Source organism: Acinetobacter sp. CWB-G5, from assembly GCF_019209785.1.
Lineage (GTDB): Bacteria > Pseudomonadota > Gammaproteobacteria > Pseudomonadales > Moraxellaceae > Acinetobacter > Acinetobacter johnsonii.
Genome location: NZ_JAHUTF010000004.1, coordinates 101,055 through 123,076, shown reverse-complemented (window position 1 = coordinate 123,076; position 22,022 = coordinate 101,055). Strand labels below are relative to the sequence as shown.

Genomic DNA, 22,022 nt, shown 5'->3' with positions numbered 1-22,022 from the left:
AGCTCATTATTGTACTGAAAGCTTTTGCACTTCATCTTGTTCGAGTTTGACGTTGGGGCTGTCTTCAGCCTGAATAATATCAATCGGAATAAAGCGGACTTGAACAATGCTTGGGTTATCGTTTACGTCTGGCAGCAGCTTTTGATTGAGTGCTGCAATTTCTTCTGGACGAGGGGGGGCATCCCCACGGATATAGACACGGACTAAAGTGAAACCCTCTTTTTTATCGTATTGGATGGTATCAATAATATTATTATCGTGATTTAACGCTGTACTGATGATAGTTTCATTGCCGCTCTCATACAGGCGAGCATGAAGCATAGAATAAAAGTTAAAGGAGAGATAAATTCCCAAAAGTGCCAAAAACATTAAGCTAATAGCATTACGTTTGAGAAATTCTTTGACATTACTCTGCACTTCTTCGGTGGAACCACGTCTAAAGCCTGCAATCCACAGGACTAAAGATGAGCTAATCTGAATGGCGAAGATGTTGGTCACCGCCAGTAAAAAAGCATTGGCTGAGTTTTTCCATTCCATATGCGCGAATAAAATCCCGCTGGCCACCAAGGGCGGAACTAAGGCCGTCGCTACGGCAACACCCACCACGGCCACTGACAGGCGAGGTGATACTGAGGCAAAGGCACCTGCGGCCCCCCCCGCTAAAGCAATCATCAGATCTAAAATGGTTGGTTGAGTGCGGGCTAAAATTTCATTGGTCATGGGCAGGTCATAATTCACTAGCCCTAAAATGATCCCAATGCTATAAATCATGGCAATGCCAAGTAACAAAGTGGACAACGCGGTTTTAAACAGCAACCAGCGGCTATCAATTAAAGCCAAAGCAATACCCGAAATTGGCCCCAGCATCATGGCAACCAGCATCGCACCAATCACGACCGCAGCCGAGTTGGACAATAGTCCATAGCCTGCAATGACGGCAGCCAAGGCATTCATAATAAAAAAGGTTTTACTTGGTAGAGCATCGGCTTGGATATTCAACCGGACTTTTTGGTGGTCAATTTTTTTTGAATTTTCGCGTAAGGCTTGTTTATAACGAATTTTTTCTTTTAGAAACTCATACTTTTCTTGATCAGGCGTATCTTTGACCACAATGGTTGCATCTTTGTCTTTTTCTAATGGCATGGCGGCACTCTTATTTTGTATGTGACTAAGATTTAATCTAGCGCTTTTATCAATAGAAGCAAACAAAAAATGGTGAGAAATAATATGATTCTCGCCTAAACTCAGGGCAAGGTAAATCTGTTTTGAAATAATGAAACCATCCATAAAAAATATAGATGAATTATAGGTGTTTAGCTTCCCATGGGTATGCTCTTTTAGAACAGAACGCTACGGTTGGAAATAATATTTTTCATTACCATGGTGGAGATAAGGCGTTGCACATTGGGCAGTGCGGACAAGTGCTCATCATAGAGTTTTTGATAACTTTCCAAGTCGTAGGTCACGACATGCAGCAAGTAGTCGGGGTCACCAAAAAGTCGCTGCGCTTTCACAATTTGAGGAACTTTTAGAATCGCTTCTTCAAGACTCTGCACCGAATCTTTATCGCCATTTTTGAGCGTCACGAAAACAATGGTGGAGAAATTCAAGCCGAGTTGGGAAATATCCAACTGTGCGCGATAGCCTTTGATAATACCTGAATCTTCTAAGGCTTTGACTCTGCGGTGACAGGGAGAGAGGCTAAGCCCTACCTTATGCGCCAACTCCGTAACAGATAAACGACCATCAGCTTGTAGTTCAGCAAGAATCTTCTTATCAATTTTATCCATGTGGAAGAATCTCTCCTTTTTAGGCGTTATTGCACAAATATTTGAAAGCACATTTTAGAGCCTAAAGGATATCCTTTCAAAATTATTTGATACAGATCATGTTTTGATTGGGTTAGACCTCAAAAATGATGATGGATAAGAGAGGAAAGGGATGTCATTGAGTATTTTGATTGCATTTTGGGGTGTTTCGATCCTATTTGTGATGACCCCAGGTATAGATTGGGCCTATGCCATTTCGTCGGGGATACAGGGCAAAAGAGTCTTGCCTGCGGTAACCGGGTTATTAACAGGGCATTTGATGGCGGCACTGATTGTTGCAGCGGGTGTGGGCACATTGGTGACCAGTCAGCCCGTATTGCTTCAAGTGCTCACGGGTGCTGGGGCTGTTTATTTGCTCTGGATGGGGCTGAGTTTATCGATGCGTCCTGCGAGTATTAGCAGCGATCAGGTTGCCATTGCATCTTCAAAGTCATGGTACATTCGAGGCGTATACTTGAGTGGATTAAACCCGAAAGTCCTGCTGTTATTTTTGGCTTTATTGCCGCCCTTTATCGACCCGCAAGCGGCTTTGTCGCCCACCTCTCAAATTGTTTTATTGGCGGGAATTCATCTCATGAGTTGCGCGGCTGTTTATTTCTTGGTTGGATTTAGTGCGCAAAAAGTTTTGGGAGCGCGTCCACAGGCTGCTAGGGTGGTCAGTCGAGTGTCAGGGGCATTGATGATGTTGATTGCGATGATTTTATTGTTAGAACAGTTTTATGTCTAAGCGACATTTTAAGCATATGGATCAAAGGCAGTGCAAAATAAAGCATTGCCATAACCTGTAATTGAATTGGAAAATAGCGCATGAGTTGGGGGACATAGGCCTAGCCAAAATCGGTTGTAATACGTTCAAAAAGGCGTAAAATTTCTACCGCATCATCAGTGAGATGATCACATCAACAAGGTGAAAAAAATGGCAAAGAAGAAAGCTGAGCCCAAAGTTGTGATTCACAACTTTGTAGCTAAACACATGCATGAAGTCAACCAAAGCCAAGTCTTTGTAGACCGAAAGAAAAATGCAAAACGAGGCTATGACAAGCACAAGAAAGGGAGATATTCAGATGATTATCTCCCTTTTTTAATGTCCGTTCTTTGGGTTTAAAGACCTTTAAGCCGTCACAATACGTGTTGCGGATTTGACCATATCGGCCAAACCATGTGTTTTAAAATAATATTCCATCTGACTCTTAACAATGAGTGGATTACTCATTTTCAAGGCACGCTCTAGCAATTCGACCGCATCTGGCATTGGGACATGACAAATGGCTTTGCGTACACGCAGAATGTTGCTTGAGCTCATTGATAGGGTATTGAAGCCCATCGCCATCAGTAAGATCGCAGACAAAGGATCGCCCGCCATTTCACCACAAATACTGACCGGTTTGTTGTACTTATGACACTCTTTAACTAAGCGGGTGAGCGCACGTAAAACCGCAGGGTGGAAATGTGAATAGACATTGGCAACACGTGGATTATTACGGTCAACGGCCAGTAAGTATTGTGTCAGGTCGTTTGAACCTACCGAGAAAAAGTCAACCAACTCTGCAAACTCTTCAATCTGCAATAAGACACTTGGTACTTCGACCATGATCCCGATTTTTGGTTTGGTGATTTTGACCTGTTCTTCTTCTTGCACCGCGACCCAGTCACGCTCCAGTAAATACAGCGCTTCTTCTACTTCACTGACACTGGTCACCATCGGCAGTAGAATGTGTAGGTTGTTGAGACCAATACTGGCTTTGAGCATGGCACGAATTTGTGAAGAAAAAATTTCAGGATGGTCAAGCGTAAAGCGAATACCGCGCCAGCCGAGAGCTGAGTTTTCTTCCTCAATTGAGAAATAAGGCAAGTCTTTATCGGCACCGATATCGAGGGTACGCATCACCACCGGTTTGTTGGCAAAGTGGCTCAACTGTTGACGATAAATCGCACGCTGTTCTTCTTCACCCGGGAAGCGATCACGCAGCATGAACGGAATTTCAGAGCGATATAGACCAACGCCTTTGGCGCCGCGTTGTACACCACGGACTACATCAATCATCAGGCCAGTATTGACGAACAGTTTGACTGCCACACCATCAGGAGTGATGGCATCTTTGGTTTCATACTGTTTTAAATCTTTGGCAATCTGTTCTTCTTCTTTTTGAATTTCTTTATAGCGACTACGTAAACGACGAGGTGGATTAATAAACACACGCCCTTGGTGCGCATCGACGATCATCTCCACATCATCGAGGGTATTAATCGGTAGTTCAGTCACGCCGACCACGGTTGGAATACCGAGTGCGCGTGCCACAATCACCATATGCGAGTTCATTGCGCCTTCGGTGGTCACGATGGCTGCAATTTTATCGACGGGCAGTTCAACCAAGGCTGCGGTTGAGATTTCTTCCCCAATCAGGATACTTTCATCGGTAAGTTCACGGTGGCTGGAGTCGGCTTCTTGCAAATAGGCCAAAATCCGTCGTCCGAGATCTTTTAAGTCCGCGGCACGTTCACGGAGATAGTCATCTTCCATCTGTTCAAACAGATCGATGTGATTATCGATGACGATACGCACCGCACCTTGTGCCCAGTTACCATCACGAATTTGTTCTTTAATTTCCGCTGGCAGCGCATTTTCATCCAACATACGCAAGAACACGCTAAACAGTGCACGCTCTTCCGCCATGAGGGCATCTTGCATTTTGTCATCAAGCGATTTGATTTCATCACGCACTGAGGTGAGGGCACGATCCAGCAGTTCTAATTCTTCACTGATGTCATCGGCTTCACGGTCAGGGACAGCCGCCAAATCCGCAGGGGGATAGAGAATGACAGCACGACCTAATGCAATTCCGCCTGAACCTGGGACACCTTGGAAAGTTTTGTAGGCTGGTAAATTACTCGGTTTACGAAAAACATCGATATTGCCCACCGCATGCGCATGCGCAATGACCCCTGAAAGTTGAGCACAGAGCGTGACGAGGAAAGATTCTGCGGCTTCACTAAAGTCTTGCGACTCTTTGTTTTGCACCACAAGTACGCCCATGACTTTACGACGGTACATGACCGGTACACCGAGGAACGAGTTATAAATTTCCTCACCTGTTTCAGGTAAGTACATAAAACGTTCATGTTTCGGTGCATTGTCAAGGTTGACGATTTCTTCACGCTGACCCACCAGGCCGACCAAGCCTTCACTGGTATGCAGTGAAACATGGCCGACCGAATCGGGGTTCAAACCTTTCGATGCCATCAACAAATAACGTTGATTGCGTTCGTCGAGTAAATAGATGGAACAAACGTCAACATGCATGGCTTCCGCCACATGGTTGACCATAATGTCGAGTGATTCATGCAAACTGGTGGACGCATTGATTTCTTGTACAATGCGTCGAAGGGTATCCAGTTGCATATTCGACATCGCGTCTACTCCAAAAATAATGTGCGTCCAACTTATTTATAACAAGAGATCCTTAAAAAATCTGTAGGACGTCTAGATTTTTTAAGGCTTTTTTTGAGGGAGCTGATTACACAGCTCCACCATCGCTTTGCGGTATACATCGCGTTTAAAATTTACAACTTGCCCCAGCGGGTACCAATAACTGACCCACTGCCATTGGTCAAACTCAGGCGGATCAGACAAATTCAAACGAATATTCTGAGCGGGAGCAGTGAGTTTGAGTAAAAACCACTTTTGTTTTTGTCCAATACATACGGGATCAGAATCTGTACGAATGTATCGGTGCGGCAAACGATAACGCAGCCAACCCTTAGTTTGCGCTACAATTTGGACGTGTTCGGGCAGTAAGCCAACTTCTTCTCTCAGCTCACGATAAAGTGCCTGTTCAGGGGTTTCTCCATATTGGATACCTCCTTGTGGAAATTGCCAAGCATTGTGTCCAATGCGTTTTGCCCATAAAACTTGTCCAAACTCGTTTGCCAAAATGATCCCGACATTGGGTCGGAAACCTTCCGAATCGATCATTTGGCTACCTAAATATTGTGTAATTTATGACTTTGCGATCGGGGATTTTTATTTCTGTATCCAACTCGAAAAAAGCAAAGTTTAAAAATGTTAAAATTGCTATGATCTTAACGAATTTCTATCGACTAGCGGAGATAGATTTACAATTTTTTTCTTAAATTTCAGTTTTTACGAGTATTTTCATGAAATTGGCGCTATTTGATCTCGATCACACCTTGTTAAACACCGATTCAGATCATTCTTGGGGAGAGTTTTTGGTGAATGAAGGCTTGGTCGACCCAGTTCGCCATCGCGCCATGAACGATAAATTTTATGAAGACTACAAAGCAGGGCAGCTCGACCCGATTGCCTATAATGAATTTGTGTTTGAATTTTTGACTCAACATGACAATGCCTACCTCATTGAACTGCATGAACTGTTCATGCACAAAGTGATTCGCCCGCAAATGCGTCCCGAAGGTTTTGCAGCCATTGAAAAACACCGCGATGCTGGACATGCTTTGGTTGGCATTACCGCAACCTCTGATTTTATAACGGCACCGATTTTTCGTGAATTTGGGATTAGTGAAATTATTGCGACCAATGCTGAAGTGGTTGAGGGTAAATACACGGGCAAAGTGATCAATACACCATGCTATCAAAAAGGCAAATTGACGCGTTTAGATCAATGGCTTGCAGGGCGTGATGTTAGCGAGTCTTGGGCGTATTCAGATTCCATCAATGATCGCTTTTTACTGGAATACGCTGACCATGCCATCGCCGTCAATCCAGATGACCGCCTAGAAGCATTGGCTAAAGAGCAGGCATGGGAAATCCAAGACTGGTCGATTTAAGTATCTGTCTTTTGTATCTTGAAAAGGCTGCTTTCGGGCAGTCTTTTTTATTTGAAAGGCATCGACGTAAAAAATGAAAAGTGTGTAAAGCGATAATAAAATATCGGGCTATAGGTGGGCTGATATTGGAAAATTAACCAAATATGCTATGTTGAACCTTGGCTAAAGCTATTTTGACTATGAAAAATTAGAACATAAGCGTGGAGAAAAATATGAGTGTACGACCAAGAATGACCCACCTGTTTGAGCAACTCGGTTTAGATGCGAGTGAAGAGGCCATCGCGTTGTTTATTGTAACGCATCAGCTCAATGCACAAACCACGATTGTTGACGCAGAGTATTGGACTGAAGCGCAACGTCAGTTTTTGGCAGAAAAAATTAAATCGGACGGTGAGTGGGCCATTATTGTAGATCAGCTGAATGAATCCCTGCATGAAGATTCACTGATCCAAAAATAAGTAGAACTCAAAGAGGCTGAGCGTCGAAGCTTTGCCTCTGTTTATAAAAATAAGATAGAAGTAGAAATTTATGTCTCTCGATCATCAAGCTTTTTCTGACTCTACGTCTTTAGACTCTGTAGCTTCAGTTAATCAACTAGAACAAGATCGTGCCCTGTTTGTCGGTGCGAAATATGAGTCTTACTATCAAGCTCAATTTGAAAAAATCACGCCAAAGAAACAATATGCAGGCTTTAATATTGCCGCCTTTTTCTTAGGCGTGGTCTGGTTGTTTTATCGAAAAATGTACCGTTATGGCTTTATGACCATTGGATTGATTGTGGTCATAGGGATAGTTGAAATATTTTTGGGCATTGAAAGTTCTGGTGCAAATATAGGCTTGGCTGTAGCATTTGGAATGTTTGGAAATACCTTGTACAAGCATCATGTCGATCAGCAGACTACCAAAATTCGCCAATTTGGAAATAGCAACGTCAATACGGAATTAGAAAATCGTGGTGGTACAAATATCGTAGCAGGTTCGATCTTGCTGGTGATTTGGCTTGGGCTGGTTGCATTGGCTATAAGTACTTCTTAATTCGCTCGCGCAAAATAAAAAACCATCCTTGTGGATGGTTTTTTTAATGCTTGCAAAGCTTAGTTCATCATTGCAATCAGCTCTTGCACCGCACGAGATTGGGTTCTGCCCGGATGCCAAACCATACCAAGTTGACGGTTCATTTCGAACTTCACATTCAACTGCTGTAGGTCTTGGTTAATCATCGTTTTTGGAAGCACTGACCAGCCCAGTCCAATCGATGCCAGCATACGAATCGATTCGAGTGGATTATTGCTCATGGTGATTTTAGGTTTGAGGTTCTGTTTCTCAAACTCTGCCAATGTGATTTGGCTGGTATAGGTTTGTGATGCAGGCAATAAACTTGGGTACTGAATCAGGTCTTCGAGTTGTAAGTTTTGTATTTGTGCCAGCGGATGAAACGGTGCTGCAACAAAAACTAAAGGATCTTCCCAAATGGTGACGTACTGTAAACGCTCATCGAGTTTGGGTGGAAGCGTCAAAAAAGCCAATTCCAAATCACCCGCCAGTACTTTTTCATGCGCTTGCTCGGAGTCGACAAAGTGCACATCTAAGGTGACATTTGGAAAGCTTTGCACATAGCTACGCAAATGGCTCGGCAAGTGATGTAAACCAATATGGTGACTGGTGCCAATTTTGAGTTTGCCTTGGACCATGCCTTGTTCATGACTCAAGGTATGGTGAATGTCACCCAGTTCATTGAGCCAGTTTTTAACTTTAGGCAGCAGTGAATGTGCGGCATGCGTGGCTTGTACACCACGACCCGCAGACTCAAACAGTTTCACACCAAAATATTCTTCTAAACTATGAATACGTTTGGTTACAGCAGGTTGCGTAATGAAGAGCTGATCTGCGGCTAAAGAAATAGAGCCGGTTTCCATGACTTTTACAAAAGCTTCGAAGGCTGCAAGATTCATAAGGATAATCTAGTTATGAAAGTATAATTAAATTATAAAATAATTTTATATGAATTGCGATCTTTAAAATGAATGGGAACTTATTGGATCTGGAATAAAATAAAAAAAGATCACTTGATGTGATCTTTTGAGAGTTGAGAGGGCGCTTGATATAAAGGCTTAAGCGGGAATATTTTCTTCGGTGGTACGGTTCTTTTTCTCCCAAATACGTTCATGGAAAAAGAATGCAAAGGCTTGCACGGTTGGTTCTAATAAGCTGAGTGTGACCGCCATCCATAAGTTACCTGTGACAAAATAAGCCACAATCATGGCCACGGTAATGTGCATGATGTAATAGCTTAGGGTTTTTTTGAATATGCGCTGATTGTTCGCTACAAATTTCTGAATGTTCGCCATGATAAATACCCTCTCAATAATGCCTTTCATTTGTAAATAGTAATTATTATCATTAGTAAAGTCAAAATGAAATTTTGATTGCTCGTGATTGGGTTTTTGAATGAAAGGCTACGCAGTGATTGTTTGGGATGTTTGACTTGAGAAAACAAGCTTCTGTAGATTTAACTCTTGAGCTTATGAATAGGTCGCTTTCTTTTTATTCAGATCAACGAAGCGAGCTTCAAAAGTATTGGTTTAAATAGGGGAGATAAGCCTTGCATCGCTGAGCAGGGAAATATACTGTGAGGCCTACAACAGGTTGATAAATATGCGTATAGGGCTTGAATTAAAACCAGCGGTGAGGGCTTGTAATCAAAGGGATTGAAACAAAGAGGTATGAATTTAAAATAATTCCAAAAAGTTTTTAAATTAATAAAAATGATAAATTAGATTTATGTGAAATCGTCGCTATAATCGATTTTAATGAAAGAATTACCCAGTCCAGTGGAGTCAATCGACATGGCAGGCGAAAACCAACAAGCAAAAACATTGTATGACAAATTGTGGGATGACCACTTAGTAAAACAACGCGACGATGGCTCGGCTTTACTCTATATCGACCGTCATTTATTACATGAAGTGACTTCTCCGCAAGCCTTTGAAGGTTTACAACTTGCGGGTCGTAAACCATGGCGTTTAAGTGCGAATGTAGCAACTCCCGATCATAACGTTCCAACATCGACCAAAGAGCGTTCAGAGGGAATAGCAGGTATTGAAGATGATACTTCACGTATCCAAGTTCAAACCTTAGACGACAACTGTAAAACCTTTAATGTGGTGCAGTTCGACATTAATGATGTCCGTCAAGGTATTGCTCACGTGGTCGGGCCTGAGCAAGGTTTGACTTTACCGGGTATGACTGTGGTCTGTGGAGACTCTCATACGGCAACACATGGTGCATTCGGCTGTTTGGCGCACGGGATTGGTACATCTGAAGTGGAGCATGTATTGGCAACCCAGTGCTTGGTTCAAAAGAAGATGAAAAACATGTTGGTACGTGTTGATGGTCAATTGGGTCATGGTGTAACACCGAAAGATGTAGTTTTAGCCATCATCGGTAAAATTGGTACTGCAGGCGGTACAGGTCATGCCATCGAGTTTGGTGGTCAAGTGTTCCGTGATATGTCGATCGAAGGTCGTATGACGGTGTGTAATATGGCGATTGAAGGCGGCGCACGTGTGGGTATGGTTGCTGTCGATGACAAAACCATTGCCTATGTTAAAGACCGTCCATATGCACCACAGGGCGCACAGTGGGATGCTGCAGTTGCGTATTGGAATACCTTACATTCGGATGCAGATGCGCATTTTGACACAGTAGTTGTATTGCAAGGTGAAGAGATTGAGCCACAAGTGTCTTGGGGTACATCGCCTGAAATGGTGATTCCAGTGACTCAAGCTGTACCAACTTTAGAACAAGCCAAAGATGAAGTGCAACGCAATGATTGGACGCGTGCTTATAACTACATGGGTTTAACCGCAGGTCAGGCGTTGGCAGATATTCAGTTAGACCGTGTTTTTATTGGTTCATGTACCAACTCTCGAATTGAAGATATTCGTGCCGCGGCTGAAGTTGCCAAAGGCAAAAAAGTGGCAAGTACGATTAAACAAGCCATGGTGGTTCCAGGGTCTGGTTTAGTCAAAGCGCAAGCAGAAGCCGAAGGCTTAGACAAAGTTTTGATTGAAGCGGGCTTTGAATGGCGTGAGCCAGGTTGTTCAATGTGTTTAGCCATGAATGCAGACAAATTACAACCCGGTGAGCACTGTGCATCGACCTCTAACCGTAACTTCGAAGGTCGTCAGGGCAATGGTGGTCGCACGCACTTGGTGAGCCCAGCGATGGCAGCGGCAGCAGCGATTGCAGGTCATTTTGTCGATGTGCGTTCATTTTAATTCGGGCTTGGGAGCATAGACATGAAAAAATATACCGTTGAACAGGGTATCGTTGCACCTTTAGACCGTGCCAATGTCGATACAGACTTGATCATTCCAAAACAATTTTTGAAATCCATTAAACGCACGGGTTTTGGTGAAAACTTATTTGATGAGTTGCGTTATTTAGATGAAGGTTTTTTGGGACAAGACAATTCTAAACGTCCTAAAAACCCTGATTTTGCATTGAATCAGCCACGTTACCAAGGTGCGAGCATCTTAATTTCTCGTGCGAACTTTGGTTGTGGTTCAAGCCGCGAACATGCGCCGTGGGCATTGGAAGAATATGGTTTCCGTACTGTGATTGCACCCAGCTATGCCGACATTTTCTTTAATAATAGTTTCAAAAATGGCATGTTGCCTGTGATTTTGTCTGAAGAGATTGTTGATCAACTTTTCAAAGAATGTGCAGCAACAGAAGGTTACCAACTGACGATTGATTTGGACGCGCAAGAAGTGCGTACACCATCGGGTGAAGCCTTCACATTTGAAGTCGATCCATTTCGTAAGCACTGTTTGTTAAATGGTTTGGATGATATTGGTTTAACTTTACAGGTTGCAGATGACATCAAAGCCTATGAAGAAAAGACCAAAGCATCACGTCCATGGGTGTTTGCTGAAATTCATGCTTAATTGAAAATTCGATGCATCTAGTGCTTGGGGCCATCTCTTGTTAATATCGAGCAAAAGAATTTTAAACGTTTTGCTACTGGTAAAGGTTGGGCTTGAACAATGGTGACGAGTTACAGTCGTATCGCTCTACTGGCGTTGGTGGGAACATTAACTGCCTGCCAAAGCATGAATACGGCAAGCATAAAGCGGATTCAGGATACCCCAGCGAGTAAAAATAATGCGCAGCTTTACTGTACTGGTACAGTGAACTGCGAATTTGAACGATGGAATCAGATCAAAATTGTGGATGCGGACAATCATCGTGTCAGCCGTGAGGCTATTCGAGAGAAGGTTGTGCGGTTAAAACGAGATGATTTGAATGAAGCGAATGCCTTGTTTCTGTCAGTGCCAGCGGGGCAACATGAACTGGTGATTCGCTTCTATCCCGTTTCGGTCGATCGCGCTGAAACGCTGCATGTGATTCATCGTTTTAAGCCTGCGGAACGCTACACCTTTAGGATGTTCCGTGCGCGCAGTCGACATCAGGGAAGCTTGTTGAATATGTCTGCACCTGACCCTTTATGTGTCGATTTAAAGCAAAGCCAAAGAACAATTCGTCGTTTTTGCAAACCTTACAATGTCTTAAATGGCTTGGGCGAGTTTGTAGAACAAAAACTTTAATCGTGTGAGTCAGAACTCACCAACAATGGAATATTTCATGTCTAAACATATTTTGATTTTGGCTGGTGACGGCATTGGTCCTGAAATTGTAAAAGCCGCAGAACAGGTACTTACACGAGTCAATGATCAATTCAATTTAGGTTTAACGTGGGAACAGGGCCTACTCGGTGGGGCTGCCATTGATGCACACGGTTCACCTTATCCAGATGTGACCGCAGCACAAGCTAAAAATGCAGATGCAATTTTACTTGGTGCGGTAGGTGGTCCGAAGTGGGACAACATTGAGCGTTCGATCCGTCCAGAGCGTGGTTTGTTAAAAATTCGTAGTGAATTGAATTTATTCGCGAACTTACGTCCAGCTATTTTGTATCCGCAATTGGCAGATGCATCAAGCTTAAAGCCTGAAATTGTAGCAGGTCTTGATATTCTTATCGTTCGTGAATTAACTGGCGGGATTTATTTCGGTCAGCCACGGGGGATTCGTGAACTTGAGAATGGTGAAAAACAAGGTTTTAACACCGACGTTTATGCTGAGTCTGAAATTAAGCGTATTGCGAAAGTGGCTTTTGAAATGGCCAGTTTACGTGGCGGCAAAGTCTGTTCAGTTGATAAAGCCAACGTACTTGAAGTGACGGAGCTTTGGAAGCAAACCGTAACGGCGATGAAAGAAGCTGACTATCCAAACATTAACTTATCGCATATGTATGTCGATAATGCTGCAATGCAATTGGTGCGCGCGCCTAAACAGTTTGACGTGATTGTGACAGGTAATTTATTTGGTGACATCTTGTCTGATGAAGCCGCGATGTTGACAGGTTCAATTGGGATGTTGCCATCAGCATCCTTAGATGAAAATGCGAAAGGGATGTATGAGCCATGTCATGGTTCGGCGCCCGATATCGCAGGACAAAATATTGCTAACCCATTAGCCACTATTCTTTCGGTGGCTATGATGTTGCGTTATACCTTCCGTGAAGAAGCTGCTGCTCAAGCGATTGAAGATGCAGTAGGCAATGTCCTAGATCAAGGCTTGCGTACCGCTGATATCATGTCTGAAGGCATGAGCAAAGTGGGTACTGCGGAAATGGGGCAGGCAGTTGTGGCTGCGCTGAACTAAGCCAAAAGCAATTTGAAAACGCAGCCATCCGCTGCGTTTTTTTATGCCTAAAATTTAATAACTTTTGCAGGCTTTACCTCGATATTGAATTGATTGAGCAATATTATCTTTTAACAAGAAGTGGACTTGGCACTCTAACTGAACATCATAAAATGGCGTATGTGTGGGAATAGGAATCGCACCGACACTGCTGTCGCTACGCATAGTGGGCATAGGGGTTGGAATTTGAATCCGCCTGACAATGGTGTAACTCAGTTGGTTTGGTGTTTGAATCGGCGCACCTAAAGTTTCATAACCGAGTTGACGTAAGTCGAGTTCGCGCCGAATGCTCGATACATCTTGGCCGATATATTGTTCTAAATAGTCGGGGAGCGCAATTTTAGCGGGTGAAACGACGGTCTGGTGTTGCGTTGGAGAGCTGCTGCAAGCTTGAAGCAGTAGAAAGCAGATGGAACTAAAAAAACTGACAATAAAGGGCTTCATGATCATCCCCTAAGCAGAGAAAGACCCTTTTAGTATTGTATATCTGAACGTTCGTTTGAGTATGCTTCGAGTAATTTGAGATAAACGGTATATAGATGGCTCAACATAACATAGCTGTTAACATGCTTTGCCGACGTAGTGAATAGATTCCACAAGATCATCATGCAGTCTGAACTCAATTTTGCATTTAATTTCAATATTCAGGCTACCGCTGGAAGGTGTTGGAATGGGCGCACCCATACTGACACTGGTTCCAAGATTGGGGGGCCATCGGAATAGGCATATTACGTAACAGAGTGTAGGTCAGTTTCTCTGGGGTATGTACAGGAGCACCGAGCACTTTATAGCCCATGCTATTGAGGTTGAGTTAATTTTGAACTTGATTTGACGATTGGCCGATATAGTGTTGTAAGGTTTAGTTGAGCTGAGTTTGGCTTGTTGTGGCGCAAGCAACACAGAGTATTGGGAACAGTAAAATTGCTCGCTTCATTGAAGTCATTTTCATTATTGTTTAGGCGTATTAAGTTGTTATCGCATTTAATTATAGTTTGATTTTTGGTTTAAATATAGCCGATGTATAACGTTTAGTCTGAGCGCAGACATTAAAAAAGCCACTTAAAAAGTGGCTTTTTCGCTTCGCTAAAACTTAGCGCGCACGATAAGTGATACGACCCTTAGACAAATCATAAGGTGTCATTTCTACTTTAACACTGTCGCCAGTCAAAATACGAATATAGTGTTTACGCATTTTACCAGAGATGTGAGCAATCACTTCATGACCGTTTTCTAAACGTACACGAAACATAGTATTAGGAAGCGTCTCGGTGACAACGCCTTCGAACTCGATGAGTTCCTCTTTATTGGCCATAGCCTACCTGAATGAATAAATTGGAAAGGCGCAAATTATAGTCAATTTTTTTGCATAAAACAAGGCGGAATGGGCGGTTGCCTGATCATCTGTCAGTAAAATAAGCGAACAGGAGGAATAAATATTTTCAACAAAAAAACTGTATAAGTTGTTGTCAGTTCGGTCAATCGCAGTTAATCTAATTTTAATGTTTTATGTATAAATGAAGAACATACAAGGAAGGTTCTAGCGTGGGTCAGCTAACGGATGCATCGGTTGTATTGCGATTAGGCTACCAAGCGATTCGTCGTTCAGGGTTGCCAACAGAAGAAATTTTAACAAAGGCTGGTGTTGCATTAAATCAGATGGAAACCAATGAGCGTACGCCTTTGAGCGCACAATACGCTTTTTGGGTGGCGGCAGAAGAGGTGAGCCGAGATCCAGACATCGGTCTACATTTGGGTGAAAATTTGCCTTTATACCGTGGCCAAGTGATTGAGCATTTGTTTATTTCATCCGAAAACTTTGGTGAGGGTTTGAAACGCGCTTTGGCTTATCAGCGATTGATCAGTGATGCCTTTCATGCCAAGTTGGTGGTTGAAGATGACCGGTGTTATTTGACCAATGGGGAACAACCTTGGGCTGAAAATTTAGTCAATCGACATTTTTCTGAATGTGCGATGTCAGGTATTTTACGGTTCTTTAAATTTATTACTGAAGGGCGCTTTGAACCGATCTATATTGATTTTAACTTCAGTAAAGGCGCGTTTGATGATGAGTATTTCCGCGTATATGAGTGCCCGGTTAGTCTAGGGCAAAAAGAAACCCGCTTATATTTTGACCCAAGTATTTTGGCTTATCCGTTGTGGCAAGCGGAACCTGAATTATTGCAACTGCATGAGCAGTTAGCGATTGAAAAACTTCAAGAATTAGCCCGTTATGATTTGGTGGGTGAAGTGCGTCGCGCGATAGGTTCAACCCTAGAAAGTGGCGAAACCACACTTGAAACAGTGGCTTCACAGCTCAGTATTACCCCAAGGCGTTTACGCACACAGCTTAGTGAGGCGAATACTAGCTTCCAGCAAATTTTGTCTGATTATCGCTGCCGATTGGCAAAAAAACTTTTGGCCAATACGGCTGAAAGTGTAGAGCGTATCGTGTATTTAACTGGCTTTTCTGAGCCAAGTACCTTTTATCGTGCATTTAAACGCTGGACCAATGAAACCCCAGTGGAATATCGCAAGCGTAAGCAGCGTTAAGAAATCCCTCCTAACCCCCCTTTATAAAAGGGAGGAATTTCTTCCCCCTCCTTTGAAAAAGCGGGCTAGGGGGAGGATTCAAAAATAAATTATTCAGGCATATTGAGCCAGTGCGGCCCAAGTGGCTGTTTAGGTAGCTCAAACTGCGCTGGATAGTCGGCATGAATGAAATATAGCCCATCAGGAGGGGCAGTAATGCCTGCGGCTTTGCGGTCTTCTGCTGCGAAAATCGCTTCAATATGCTCGACTTCATACATACCTTGACCAATTTCCAGTAAGCAGCCCATGATATTGCGGACCATATGGTGCAAGAAGCCATCGGCCTGAATGTCGAGGACCAAATATGGGCCATGTTGAATTAAGCGACAATGGCTGACATGGCGCACAGGTTGATTGGATTGGCATGCGGCTGCACGGAAGCTTTCAAAGTTATGCGTGCCTTCGAACTTTTGCGAGGCTTGTATCATCTTCGCTACATCTAGCGCATAATAGGCATGTGTGACTTGTTTATGCATAAGAGCAGGGCGTTGCGGGTGGTTATAAACGACATAACGATAACGACGTGCCTGCGCTTTGAAGCGTGCATGAAAGTCTTGATCCATCGCTTTGATCCACTGGATCGAGATATCTTTTGGCAGTTGGCTGTTGCTGCCCATTAACCAACCGCGCTCTGAACGAAGTGCCGAGCTATCAAAATGCGCCACCATATTGGTGGCATGGACGCCCGCATCGGTACGACCTGCACCATGTAAGCTAATTGGCTCATTGGCAATTTTAGAGAGTACTTTTTCAATCGTCTCTTGTACGCTGATCACACCTGTTTGTTGGGTTTGCCAACCACGATAGTGTGTTCCACAAAACTCAATGCCGATCGCAAAACGTTGCATATGTACCTCAAATTAACCCAAATCATGCCAATGGCTGAAGCGTGCTTCAGCGCTGGGGTATTGTAAATACATTTTGAGGGCTTTGGCATACAGATCTGCATGTCCGAGGCAATCACTAACAATTATTTTGGCCTGAGTTGTCCACGCGGCAACTGCATAGCGCTGATCAGTACGGCCGAAAGGGACTTGGGTGCTTAAGATAACAACACAGCCTTGTGCGTAAAATTCATCGAAAAGTGCTATTAACTCGGCATTCACAGCTAAATTACCCGTTCCAAAACCTTGCAAAATGAGGAAATGTGGCGGTGCGGAGAGTAGATTTCTCAAGTTCTGGATTTGCTGCACCAAGGCAACAGGTTGCATCATCAGATTGAGGCAATTGAACTGGTGGGATTGTTCTACATCACCTGTTTGTACTATGTGCGTTTTTAAGCTGTGTGGAATCGGCTGTTCAGCCATGACACCTGTAAAAGCATCCAGTTCTGTAGTATGTCGTTTTAGCGCAGTCTGCGCATGCAATACCTGTTGATGAAAAGCCAGATACACTCCGACAGGATGTTTCATCACCGCATCTAAGGCAAAATTCAAATTACTGATCGCATCGCTAAATTCACGCGTATCTGTGCCTTGTACATTAAGCAATGGATATTGGCTACCTGTGAAAACCACACGTGCGGAATCTGCAATAAAGTGTGCCGCGACAGCACTGGCATAGCTTAAGGTATCTGTGCCATGAATCACGACAAAATGCTGGAATTGTTGCAGTTGCAATTGTTGAATCTGCTGAATCAGCAATAACCAGTCTGCAGCCGTACAGGCGCTACTGTCTTTAATGACAGGTGCAATAAAACATTCTATGTCGAGATGAATGGGCAACACATGTGTGAGCTTGGGAATAAAGTCTTCGGCAGGCATTGGTTGTAAGGGTTCGCCAATACAGCCAAAGGTTCCACCCATATAGATAAGCGCAATTTTTTTCATTATAAAAAAAGCAGTCGGTGATGACTGCTTTAGTTTAAAACGAAATGGCTTAGGATGCTATGCGACTCAGTAACTGTTCTACTTGCTGACGTTGTTCCGTAGAGTAATTTGGTTCTTGTTCAACCAAAATTTCACGTGCAGCTTCGAAAGCGCCAAGTTGAATGTATTGCTCAGCCAATTCAAGGTTTAAGTGTATTTCATTGACTTCGTTCAGTTGAGGGAAAGACTGCACCAGAGGATCGCTTTGATCTGTCGTATTGGCAGGTGCAGTAGACTCTAGACTAAAACTGAGGCTTGGGGTAACAACTGCTGGTGTTTCTTCTACTATCGCTTCACTTGGACTAACCGTATCAAAAGAAAAAGCAGGGATATCTTTTGCAGCTTCGGCTGTGGATTCGCTTGAAAAATCAAATGTAAATTCAGGACGCTCATCTACGGCAGGCGGCGAAATTTCTGCTTCTGGCGTTGTTGTCGGCGCTGTGTCGAGATTGAATGAAAAATCTAAAGGTTGGATGTCGGCTGCAGCAGTTTCTGCTGGTTGAGCCGGCGTGCTTTCTAAAGAGAGTGAACCGAAATCGAGCGGTTTAAGTTCTTCAGCAGGTTTGGCTGGTTCTGCCGTTGGCGTATTTAAACTAGAAATATCAAAATCTAAGCTTTGAACTTCGATGCTCGGTTCAGGTTGAGCTGTTGTTGTGGTGGTAAATGCTGAGGTATCAAAATCAAGCGGTTTAATGTCTTGAACCGGCTCAACAACAGAAGCCTGCACAGGAGCGGGCGCAGGATTATTTGATGACATCAGGGCATCAAAGTCCGCAGTATTGGTTGCTTCTACAGGTTTTGGTGCAGATGGCGTAATTTCAGTTGGTTTAAACTCAATCGTGTCACGGCTATTTTGATGTAATTGATCGTAATCCGATTTTTTGGCTTCTGCTTGCGCCAAAATATCATCCAGTTCTAAAGAACGTAAATGATTCAGCAATTGGCTAATGGCAAACTCATCTTTTTGGAGCAAGTGAATATCGAGCAGCAGTAAATATAATTCGTGTTGTGAATTGTCTTTATTTAGGGCTTGGTTGATTTGTGCTTCAGCTGAGAAGAAATTGCGGTCGCGAATTTGACCTTCAATTTTATTACGTAGATCTGTGGCGAGTGGTGTCGTGGCTTTTTTAGCAACAACATCTTCAACGACTTGAGTTTGTTGCGGGGATTTTTTAGACGAACTGGTTTTTTTGGCTTTGTTTTTTGCAGCAACCGCTTTTTGAGTTTTTGGTTCTGCTTCTTTACTCGCCTCACGCTTTTTTAAGACTATGGCAACAACCAATAGTAAGATAAATGGAATCACATAAATAAGCATGTTTTACCCCTTTTGAACTTGTCTTTGTGCAAGTTCATCCAAAATCAAATAATCAAAATAACACTTTAGTGTGTTGGCTTTTTCTCAGTTTGTTGTGCTTTCAATTGTTGTTGCAATTGTGCAAGACGAGCGTTTAGTAATTGAATTCTCTGATCTTTCTGATTAAGTGCCACTTCTAATTGTGTTACGTTTCTCTGTAATTTAACGGTTTTTTCACGGGATGTCATAACTTTTAATGACAACTCGTTTGATGTTTGATTCTTTTCTGTCGACTTCTTGGCAGAACCGTGGCTTGAATCTTGCTCTTTCTCTGCAACCAAACTCATCTCGGCTTGATTGAGGCGGTATTTCGCCTTGCCAGATTGCTGTGAGCTCTGTTTTGGAAGTGATGAAACGGAGACTTTTTGTTCTGATTTTGCTGTTTGTAGGCCCGTTAAATTGAGGTTAGCTCCACGACGTAAGCGGTTTACGTCACCTTGAATAAAGGCATGTTCATTCTTGGCTTTAATTTGTTGCATGACTTCACCGACAGGACGGTTTTCTTCAGCAGCAATGCGTGATGCAATGCCCCAGAGAGATTCATTTGACCGAACTACATGGGCACTTTGAGGTGCGGCTTGGCGTGCAGTAGTTGCAGGGGCAGCAGGTATTGTTTTTGCTGTCGATGGACTAGCTTGAGGACTGGCCTGTGCTGAAATTGGCGCATCTGATTTTTGAACTGAATCGGCATACTTTTGCACTAACGGATCTGCCGATTTTTTCGCTTGAGTAATCGGTTCAACACGTGGAGTTGATGTTTGAGCAGCTGCTGCAATTTGTGTAGACGCTACTGAAATAACTTGCGTTGGCGCTGTAATAGCGGTCGCACTCATGCTTGGTGGGGTATGGTTATTGAGTTTGAGTGGTGTCGTGTTTGTCGTCGGCGCAGCTGTTGTTTTTAAGCTATTGAATTGTGTGCTGACAGGTAAGTTCAGCGCAATATCTTTTTCGTTGACAATCACCACCGGTTTTAAGGCTTTTTCATTATTATTCGTACGGGCTTGAAGTGCTGCCGAGCGTTTATTGGCTGTTTTAATATGTTGTAGCCGTGCCGCATTGCCTTCTTTGATTTTGACGACAATGTTCAGTTCCGCTTCAGTTAAAGGGCGTGAAGAAGTAATCGTAATCACACCTGTACTGGCGCTGGTACGACGGGTAAAAAAGTTCAGATTACTGGGCGGCTGATGCATGACACCAAGAGACATTAAATCTTCTGCGCTGGCTAGACTAGCTTGAATGGGAGCATTCGGATCGGCATCGTGAAAGTTCAATTCAGCATACAACAGTTCCCCAGGTGCAGATTGAATTTGAATAGGATCAACAGTGATCGCATTCACATTTTGCGAAGCAATAATGGCTAAAATGGCTATCTTTAATTTGTTATTTACGGTCATCTTAATCTTTAGCTCGGTCACAGATCGCAAAGCGAAAATTATAGATTAGCGAGTTGTGTGTTATTTGTAAAACGTTAACATCAGGGTTACAAAAAAAAGCCGATCAAGTGTGATCGGCTTAATACTTTAGCGGGTAAATGCTTAAGTCTTTTTGTAGTCAATCAGGATGCGGAGCATACGACGTAAGGGTTCTGCAGCGCCCCAAAGCAATTGATCACCGACAGTGAAAGCACCTAAGTACTCTTTGCCCATATTCAATTTGCGTAGACGACCAACAGGAACTGTTAATGTACCCGTTACAGCTACAGGTGTTAAGTCCGTCATAGACGCTTCACGGGTATTTGGAACCACTTTTGCCCATTGGTTCGCGCTACGTAACATATCTTCGATTTCATCGAGAGGCACGTCTTTCTTCAGCTTTAACGTTAAAGCTTGAGAGTGACAACGCATCGCACCAATACGCACACAATGACCGTCAATCGGAACGATTTGCTGGTTGCCCAAGATCTTGTTGGTTTCAACTTGACCTTTCCATTCTTCTTTCGACTGACCGCTGTCTAATTGTTTGTCGATATAAGGAATGAGTGAGCCTGCTAAAGGCACGCCAAAGTTTGCTGAAGGGAAACCTTCGCCACGTTGTAATTCCGCAATTTTAGAGTCGATATCTAGAATTGGAGAGCGTGGGTCATCTAACAAATCTTTAGTGTTGTTGTACAAATAGCCCATACCTGAGATGAGTTCACGCATATTTTGCGCACCAGCACCCGATGCTGCTTGATAAGTCATCGAGGTTGCCCATTCCACTAAATTGTTTTGGAATAAACCACCTAAGCCCATCAGCATCAGTGAAACTGTACAGTTACCGCCAACAAATGTTTTAGTGCCATTCACTAAACCATCTTTAATCACGTTCATGTTGACAGGGTCAAGCACGATAATGGCTTCATCTTCCATACGAAGTGTAGATGCCGCATCAATCCAATAGCCTGTCCAGTTTTCTGCTTTGAGCTTCGGGAAAACTTCTGAAGTATAGTCGCCACCTTGGCAGGTAATAATGACATCCATTTGCTTCAGACTGTTAATGTCTGATGCATCCATAAGTGCTGGGGCAGTTTTACCGCCAAACGCAGGCGCTTCACCGCCTGCATTACTGGTAGAAAAATAAAATGGCTCAAAATGAGCAAAATCATTCTCTTCAACCATACGTTGCATAAGGACGGAACCAACCATCCCGCGCCAACCGACCAGACCTACTTTCATGTCACTTTGCCTCGGTGCGTTAAAAATTAAAAGGGGATTCGAGTGTATCAAAAGAGCGCTTAACTGCAAGCACTACACAATGAAAACAGCAATTATATTGTGCAATATATCTTGTTTATGTTACATGCAAAATTGATATTAATTTATGAATCTA

Annotated in this window: 23 protein-coding genes; 10 read left to right on the top strand and 13 right to left on the bottom strand. The window is 43.3% G+C overall.

The window, feature by feature from the left end; all coding sequences use genetic code 11:
* Positions 1-6: 6 nt before the first annotated feature.
* Entirely contained in the window at positions 7-1,143 is a 1,137-nt protein-coding gene (locus tag KVY11_RS09295) for a DUF389 domain-containing protein (RefSeq protein WP_218288746.1), read from the bottom strand.
* Positions 1,144-1,337: 194 nt separating this feature from the next.
* Positions 1,338-1,790 carry an Lrp/AsnC family transcriptional regulator gene (locus tag KVY11_RS09290; RefSeq protein WP_004978918.1) on the bottom strand — a complete coding sequence of 151 codons (453 nt, stop codon included), beginning with the start codon at positions 1,788-1,790 and terminating at the stop codon, positions 1,338-1,340.
* Positions 1,791-1,941: 151 nt separating this feature from the next.
* Between KVY11_RS09290 and KVY11_RS09285 the strand changes: the two genes are divergently transcribed.
* Complete coding sequence (locus KVY11_RS09285; RefSeq protein ID WP_218288745.1) at positions 1,942-2,556, top strand: LysE family translocator; 615 nt, start codon at positions 1,942-1,944, stop codon at positions 2,554-2,556.
* Between the two features lie 189 nt (positions 2,557-2,745).
* Positions 2,746-2,934 (top strand): hypothetical protein, encoded by a 189-nt coding sequence (locus KVY11_RS09280; protein WP_004978921.1) that lies wholly within the window; start codon positions 2,746-2,748, stop codon positions 2,932-2,934.
* A gap of 6 nt (positions 2,935-2,940) precedes the next feature.
* Here KVY11_RS09280 and ptsP read toward each other — a convergent pair whose 3' ends face one another.
* Positions 2,941-5,238: a phosphoenolpyruvate--protein phosphotransferase gene (ptsP, locus tag KVY11_RS09275; protein WP_078389544.1), complete on the bottom strand. Its 2,298-nt coding sequence runs from the start codon at positions 5,236-5,238 to the stop codon at positions 2,941-2,943.
* Positions 5,239-5,319: 81 nt separating this feature from the next.
* Complete coding sequence (locus KVY11_RS09270) at positions 5,320-5,802, bottom strand: RNA pyrophosphohydrolase (protein ID WP_004692547.1); 483 nt, start codon at positions 5,800-5,802, stop codon at positions 5,320-5,322.
* A gap of 182 nt (positions 5,803-5,984) precedes the next feature.
* Here KVY11_RS09270 and KVY11_RS09265 point away from each other — a divergent pair, with 182 nt between their 5' ends.
* From KVY11_RS09265 to KVY11_RS09255, 3 genes are all read left to right on the top strand, one after another.
* Positions 5,985-6,635, top strand: a complete 651-nt coding sequence (locus KVY11_RS09265; protein WP_218288744.1) for an HAD family phosphatase — start codon at positions 5,985-5,987, stop codon at positions 6,633-6,635.
* Between the two features lie 212 nt (positions 6,636-6,847).
* The gene (locus KVY11_RS09260) at positions 6,848-7,093 is read left to right on the top strand and encodes a DUF2789 family protein (protein WP_004978928.1); all 246 of its coding nucleotides are present in this window, start codon (positions 6,848-6,850) and stop codon (positions 7,091-7,093) included.
* Positions 7,094-7,163: 70 nt separating this feature from the next.
* Positions 7,164-7,670, top strand: coding sequence for a DUF2628 domain-containing protein (locus tag KVY11_RS09255; protein ID WP_218288743.1), 507 nt, complete (start codon positions 7,164-7,166; stop codon positions 7,668-7,670).
* Between the two features lie 59 nt (positions 7,671-7,729).
* On the opposite strand, the gene KVY11_RS09250 is transcribed toward KVY11_RS09255, so the two are convergent.
* Both KVY11_RS09250 and KVY11_RS09245 read right to left on the bottom strand, forming a co-directional pair.
* On the bottom strand, positions 7,730-8,587 hold the full coding sequence (locus KVY11_RS09250) for a LysR family transcriptional regulator (RefSeq protein ID WP_218288742.1): 858 nt from the start codon (positions 8,585-8,587) through the stop codon (positions 7,730-7,732).
* A 159-nt stretch (positions 8,588-8,746) separates the two neighbouring features.
* On the bottom strand, positions 8,747-8,983 hold the full coding sequence (locus tag KVY11_RS09245) for a DUF2061 domain-containing protein (RefSeq protein ID WP_004692541.1): 237 nt from the start codon (positions 8,981-8,983) through the stop codon (positions 8,747-8,749).
* A gap of 498 nt (positions 8,984-9,481) precedes the next feature.
* On the opposite strand from KVY11_RS09245, the gene leuC reads away from it, so the two are divergent.
* From leuC to leuB, 4 genes are all read left to right on the top strand, one after another.
* On the top strand, positions 9,482-10,915 hold the full coding sequence (leuC, locus tag KVY11_RS09240) for a 3-isopropylmalate dehydratase large subunit (protein ID WP_058868871.1): 1,434 nt from the start codon (positions 9,482-9,484) through the stop codon (positions 10,913-10,915).
* 21 nt (positions 10,916-10,936) lie between these two features.
* The gene (gene leuD / locus KVY11_RS09235) at positions 10,937-11,587 is read left to right on the top strand and encodes a 3-isopropylmalate dehydratase small subunit (RefSeq protein WP_004692538.1); all 651 of its coding nucleotides are present in this window, start codon (positions 10,937-10,939) and stop codon (positions 11,585-11,587) included.
* A 99-nt stretch (positions 11,588-11,686) separates the two neighbouring features.
* Positions 11,687-12,247 carry a hypothetical protein gene (locus tag KVY11_RS09230; protein ID WP_218288741.1) on the top strand — a complete coding sequence of 187 codons (561 nt, stop codon included), beginning with the start codon at positions 11,687-11,689 and terminating at the stop codon, positions 12,245-12,247.
* Between the two features lie 37 nt (positions 12,248-12,284).
* Positions 12,285-13,364, top strand: a complete 1,080-nt coding sequence (gene leuB, locus KVY11_RS09225) for a 3-isopropylmalate dehydrogenase (RefSeq protein WP_078425242.1) — start codon at positions 12,285-12,287, stop codon at positions 13,362-13,364.
* Positions 13,365-13,418: 54 nt separating this feature from the next.
* Here the strand turns inward: leuB and KVY11_RS09220 are convergent, their stop codons facing one another.
* Positions 13,419-13,847, bottom strand: a complete 429-nt coding sequence (locus tag KVY11_RS09220; protein WP_168158014.1) for a hypothetical protein — start codon at positions 13,845-13,847, stop codon at positions 13,419-13,421.
* Between the two features lie 646 nt (positions 13,848-14,493).
* Positions 14,494-14,715 carry a translation initiation factor IF-1 gene (gene infA, locus KVY11_RS09215; protein ID WP_004692529.1) on the bottom strand — a complete coding sequence of 74 codons (222 nt, stop codon included), beginning with the start codon at positions 14,713-14,715 and terminating at the stop codon, positions 14,494-14,496.
* Positions 14,716-14,945: 230 nt separating this feature from the next.
* Here infA and KVY11_RS09210 point away from each other — a divergent pair, with 230 nt between their 5' ends.
* On the top strand, positions 14,946-15,953 hold the full coding sequence (locus tag KVY11_RS09210) for an AraC family transcriptional regulator (protein WP_004692528.1): 1,008 nt from the start codon (positions 14,946-14,948) through the stop codon (positions 15,951-15,953).
* An 89-nt stretch (positions 15,954-16,042) separates the two neighbouring features.
* Here KVY11_RS09210 and truA read toward each other — a convergent pair whose 3' ends face one another.
* From truA to asd, 5 genes are all read right to left on the bottom strand, one after another.
* Positions 16,043-16,840 carry a tRNA pseudouridine(38-40) synthase TruA gene (truA, locus tag KVY11_RS09205; RefSeq protein ID WP_218288740.1) on the bottom strand — a complete coding sequence of 266 codons (798 nt, stop codon included), beginning with the start codon at positions 16,838-16,840 and terminating at the stop codon, positions 16,043-16,045.
* Positions 16,841-16,852: 12 nt separating this feature from the next.
* Complete coding sequence (locus tag KVY11_RS09200; RefSeq protein ID WP_218288739.1) at positions 16,853-17,821, bottom strand: asparaginase; 969 nt, start codon at positions 17,819-17,821, stop codon at positions 16,853-16,855.
* Between the two features lie 49 nt (positions 17,822-17,870).
* The gene (locus KVY11_RS09195) at positions 17,871-19,175 is read right to left on the bottom strand and encodes a hypothetical protein (RefSeq protein WP_168158011.1); all 1,305 of its coding nucleotides are present in this window, start codon (positions 19,173-19,175) and stop codon (positions 17,871-17,873) included.
* Between the two features lie 65 nt (positions 19,176-19,240).
* Positions 19,241-20,608, bottom strand: coding sequence for a FimV family protein (locus KVY11_RS09190; protein ID WP_218288738.1), 1,368 nt, complete (start codon positions 20,606-20,608; stop codon positions 19,241-19,243).
* 141 nt (positions 20,609-20,749) lie between these two features.
* Positions 20,750-21,868 (bottom strand): aspartate-semialdehyde dehydrogenase, encoded by a 1,119-nt coding sequence (gene asd, locus KVY11_RS09185; RefSeq protein ID WP_218288737.1) that lies wholly within the window; start codon positions 21,866-21,868, stop codon positions 20,750-20,752.
* Positions 21,869-22,022: the final 154 nt, after the last annotated feature.

Excerpts from the sequence above, each read along its gene's own strand:
- KVY11_RS09295 (WP_218288746.1), bottom strand. The coding sequence starts at position 1,143 with ATGCCATTAGAAAAAGACAAAGATGCAACCATTGTGGTCAAAGATACG.
- KVY11_RS09290 (WP_004978918.1), bottom strand. The coding sequence starts at position 1,790 with ATGGATAAAATTGATAAGAAGATTCTTGCTGAACTACAAGCTGATGGT.
- KVY11_RS09285 (WP_218288745.1), top strand. The coding sequence starts at position 1,942 with ATGTCATTGAGTATTTTGATTGCATTTTGGGGTGTTTCGATCCTATTT.
- KVY11_RS09280 (WP_004978921.1), top strand. The coding sequence starts at position 2,746 with ATGGCAAAGAAGAAAGCTGAGCCCAAAGTTGTGATTCACAACTTTGTA.
- ptsP (WP_078389544.1), bottom strand. The coding sequence starts at position 5,238 with ATGTCGAATATGCAACTGGATACCCTTCGACGCATTGTACAAGAAATC.
- KVY11_RS09270 (WP_004692547.1), bottom strand. The coding sequence starts at position 5,802 with ATGATCGATTCGGAAGGTTTCCGACCCAATGTCGGGATCATTTTGGCA.
- KVY11_RS09265 (WP_218288744.1), top strand. The coding sequence starts at position 5,985 with ATGAAATTGGCGCTATTTGATCTCGATCACACCTTGTTAAACACCGAT.
- KVY11_RS09260 (WP_004978928.1), top strand. The coding sequence starts at position 6,848 with ATGAGTGTACGACCAAGAATGACCCACCTGTTTGAGCAACTCGGTTTA.
- KVY11_RS09255 (WP_218288743.1), top strand. The coding sequence starts at position 7,164 with ATGTCTCTCGATCATCAAGCTTTTTCTGACTCTACGTCTTTAGACTCT.
- KVY11_RS09250 (WP_218288742.1), bottom strand. The coding sequence starts at position 8,587 with ATGAATCTTGCAGCCTTCGAAGCTTTTGTAAAAGTCATGGAAACCGGC.
- KVY11_RS09245 (WP_004692541.1), bottom strand. The coding sequence starts at position 8,983 with ATGGCGAACATTCAGAAATTTGTAGCGAACAATCAGCGCATATTCAAA.
- leuC (WP_058868871.1), top strand. The coding sequence starts at position 9,482 with ATGGCAGGCGAAAACCAACAAGCAAAAACATTGTATGACAAATTGTGG.
- leuD (WP_004692538.1), top strand. The coding sequence starts at position 10,937 with ATGAAAAAATATACCGTTGAACAGGGTATCGTTGCACCTTTAGACCGT.
- KVY11_RS09230 (WP_218288741.1), top strand. The coding sequence starts at position 11,687 with ATGGTGACGAGTTACAGTCGTATCGCTCTACTGGCGTTGGTGGGAACA.
- leuB (WP_078425242.1), top strand. The coding sequence starts at position 12,285 with ATGTCTAAACATATTTTGATTTTGGCTGGTGACGGCATTGGTCCTGAA.
- KVY11_RS09220 (WP_168158014.1), bottom strand. The coding sequence starts at position 13,847 with ATGAAGCCCTTTATTGTCAGTTTTTTTAGTTCCATCTGCTTTCTACTG.
- infA (WP_004692529.1), bottom strand. The coding sequence starts at position 14,715 with ATGGCCAATAAAGAGGAACTCATCGAGTTCGAAGGCGTTGTCACCGAG.
- truA (WP_218288740.1), bottom strand. The coding sequence starts at position 16,840 with ATGCAACGTTTTGCGATCGGCATTGAGTTTTGTGGAACACACTATCGT.
- KVY11_RS09200 (WP_218288739.1), bottom strand. The coding sequence starts at position 17,821 with ATGAAAAAAATTGCGCTTATCTATATGGGTGGAACCTTTGGCTGTATT.
- KVY11_RS09195 (WP_168158011.1), bottom strand. The coding sequence starts at position 19,175 with ATGCTTATTTATGTGATTCCATTTATCTTACTATTGGTTGTTGCCATA.
- KVY11_RS09190 (WP_218288738.1), bottom strand. The coding sequence starts at position 20,608 with ATGACCGTAAATAACAAATTAAAGATAGCCATTTTAGCCATTATTGCT.
- asd (WP_218288737.1), bottom strand. The coding sequence starts at position 21,868 with ATGAAAGTAGGTCTGGTCGGTTGGCGCGGGATGGTTGGTTCCGTCCTT.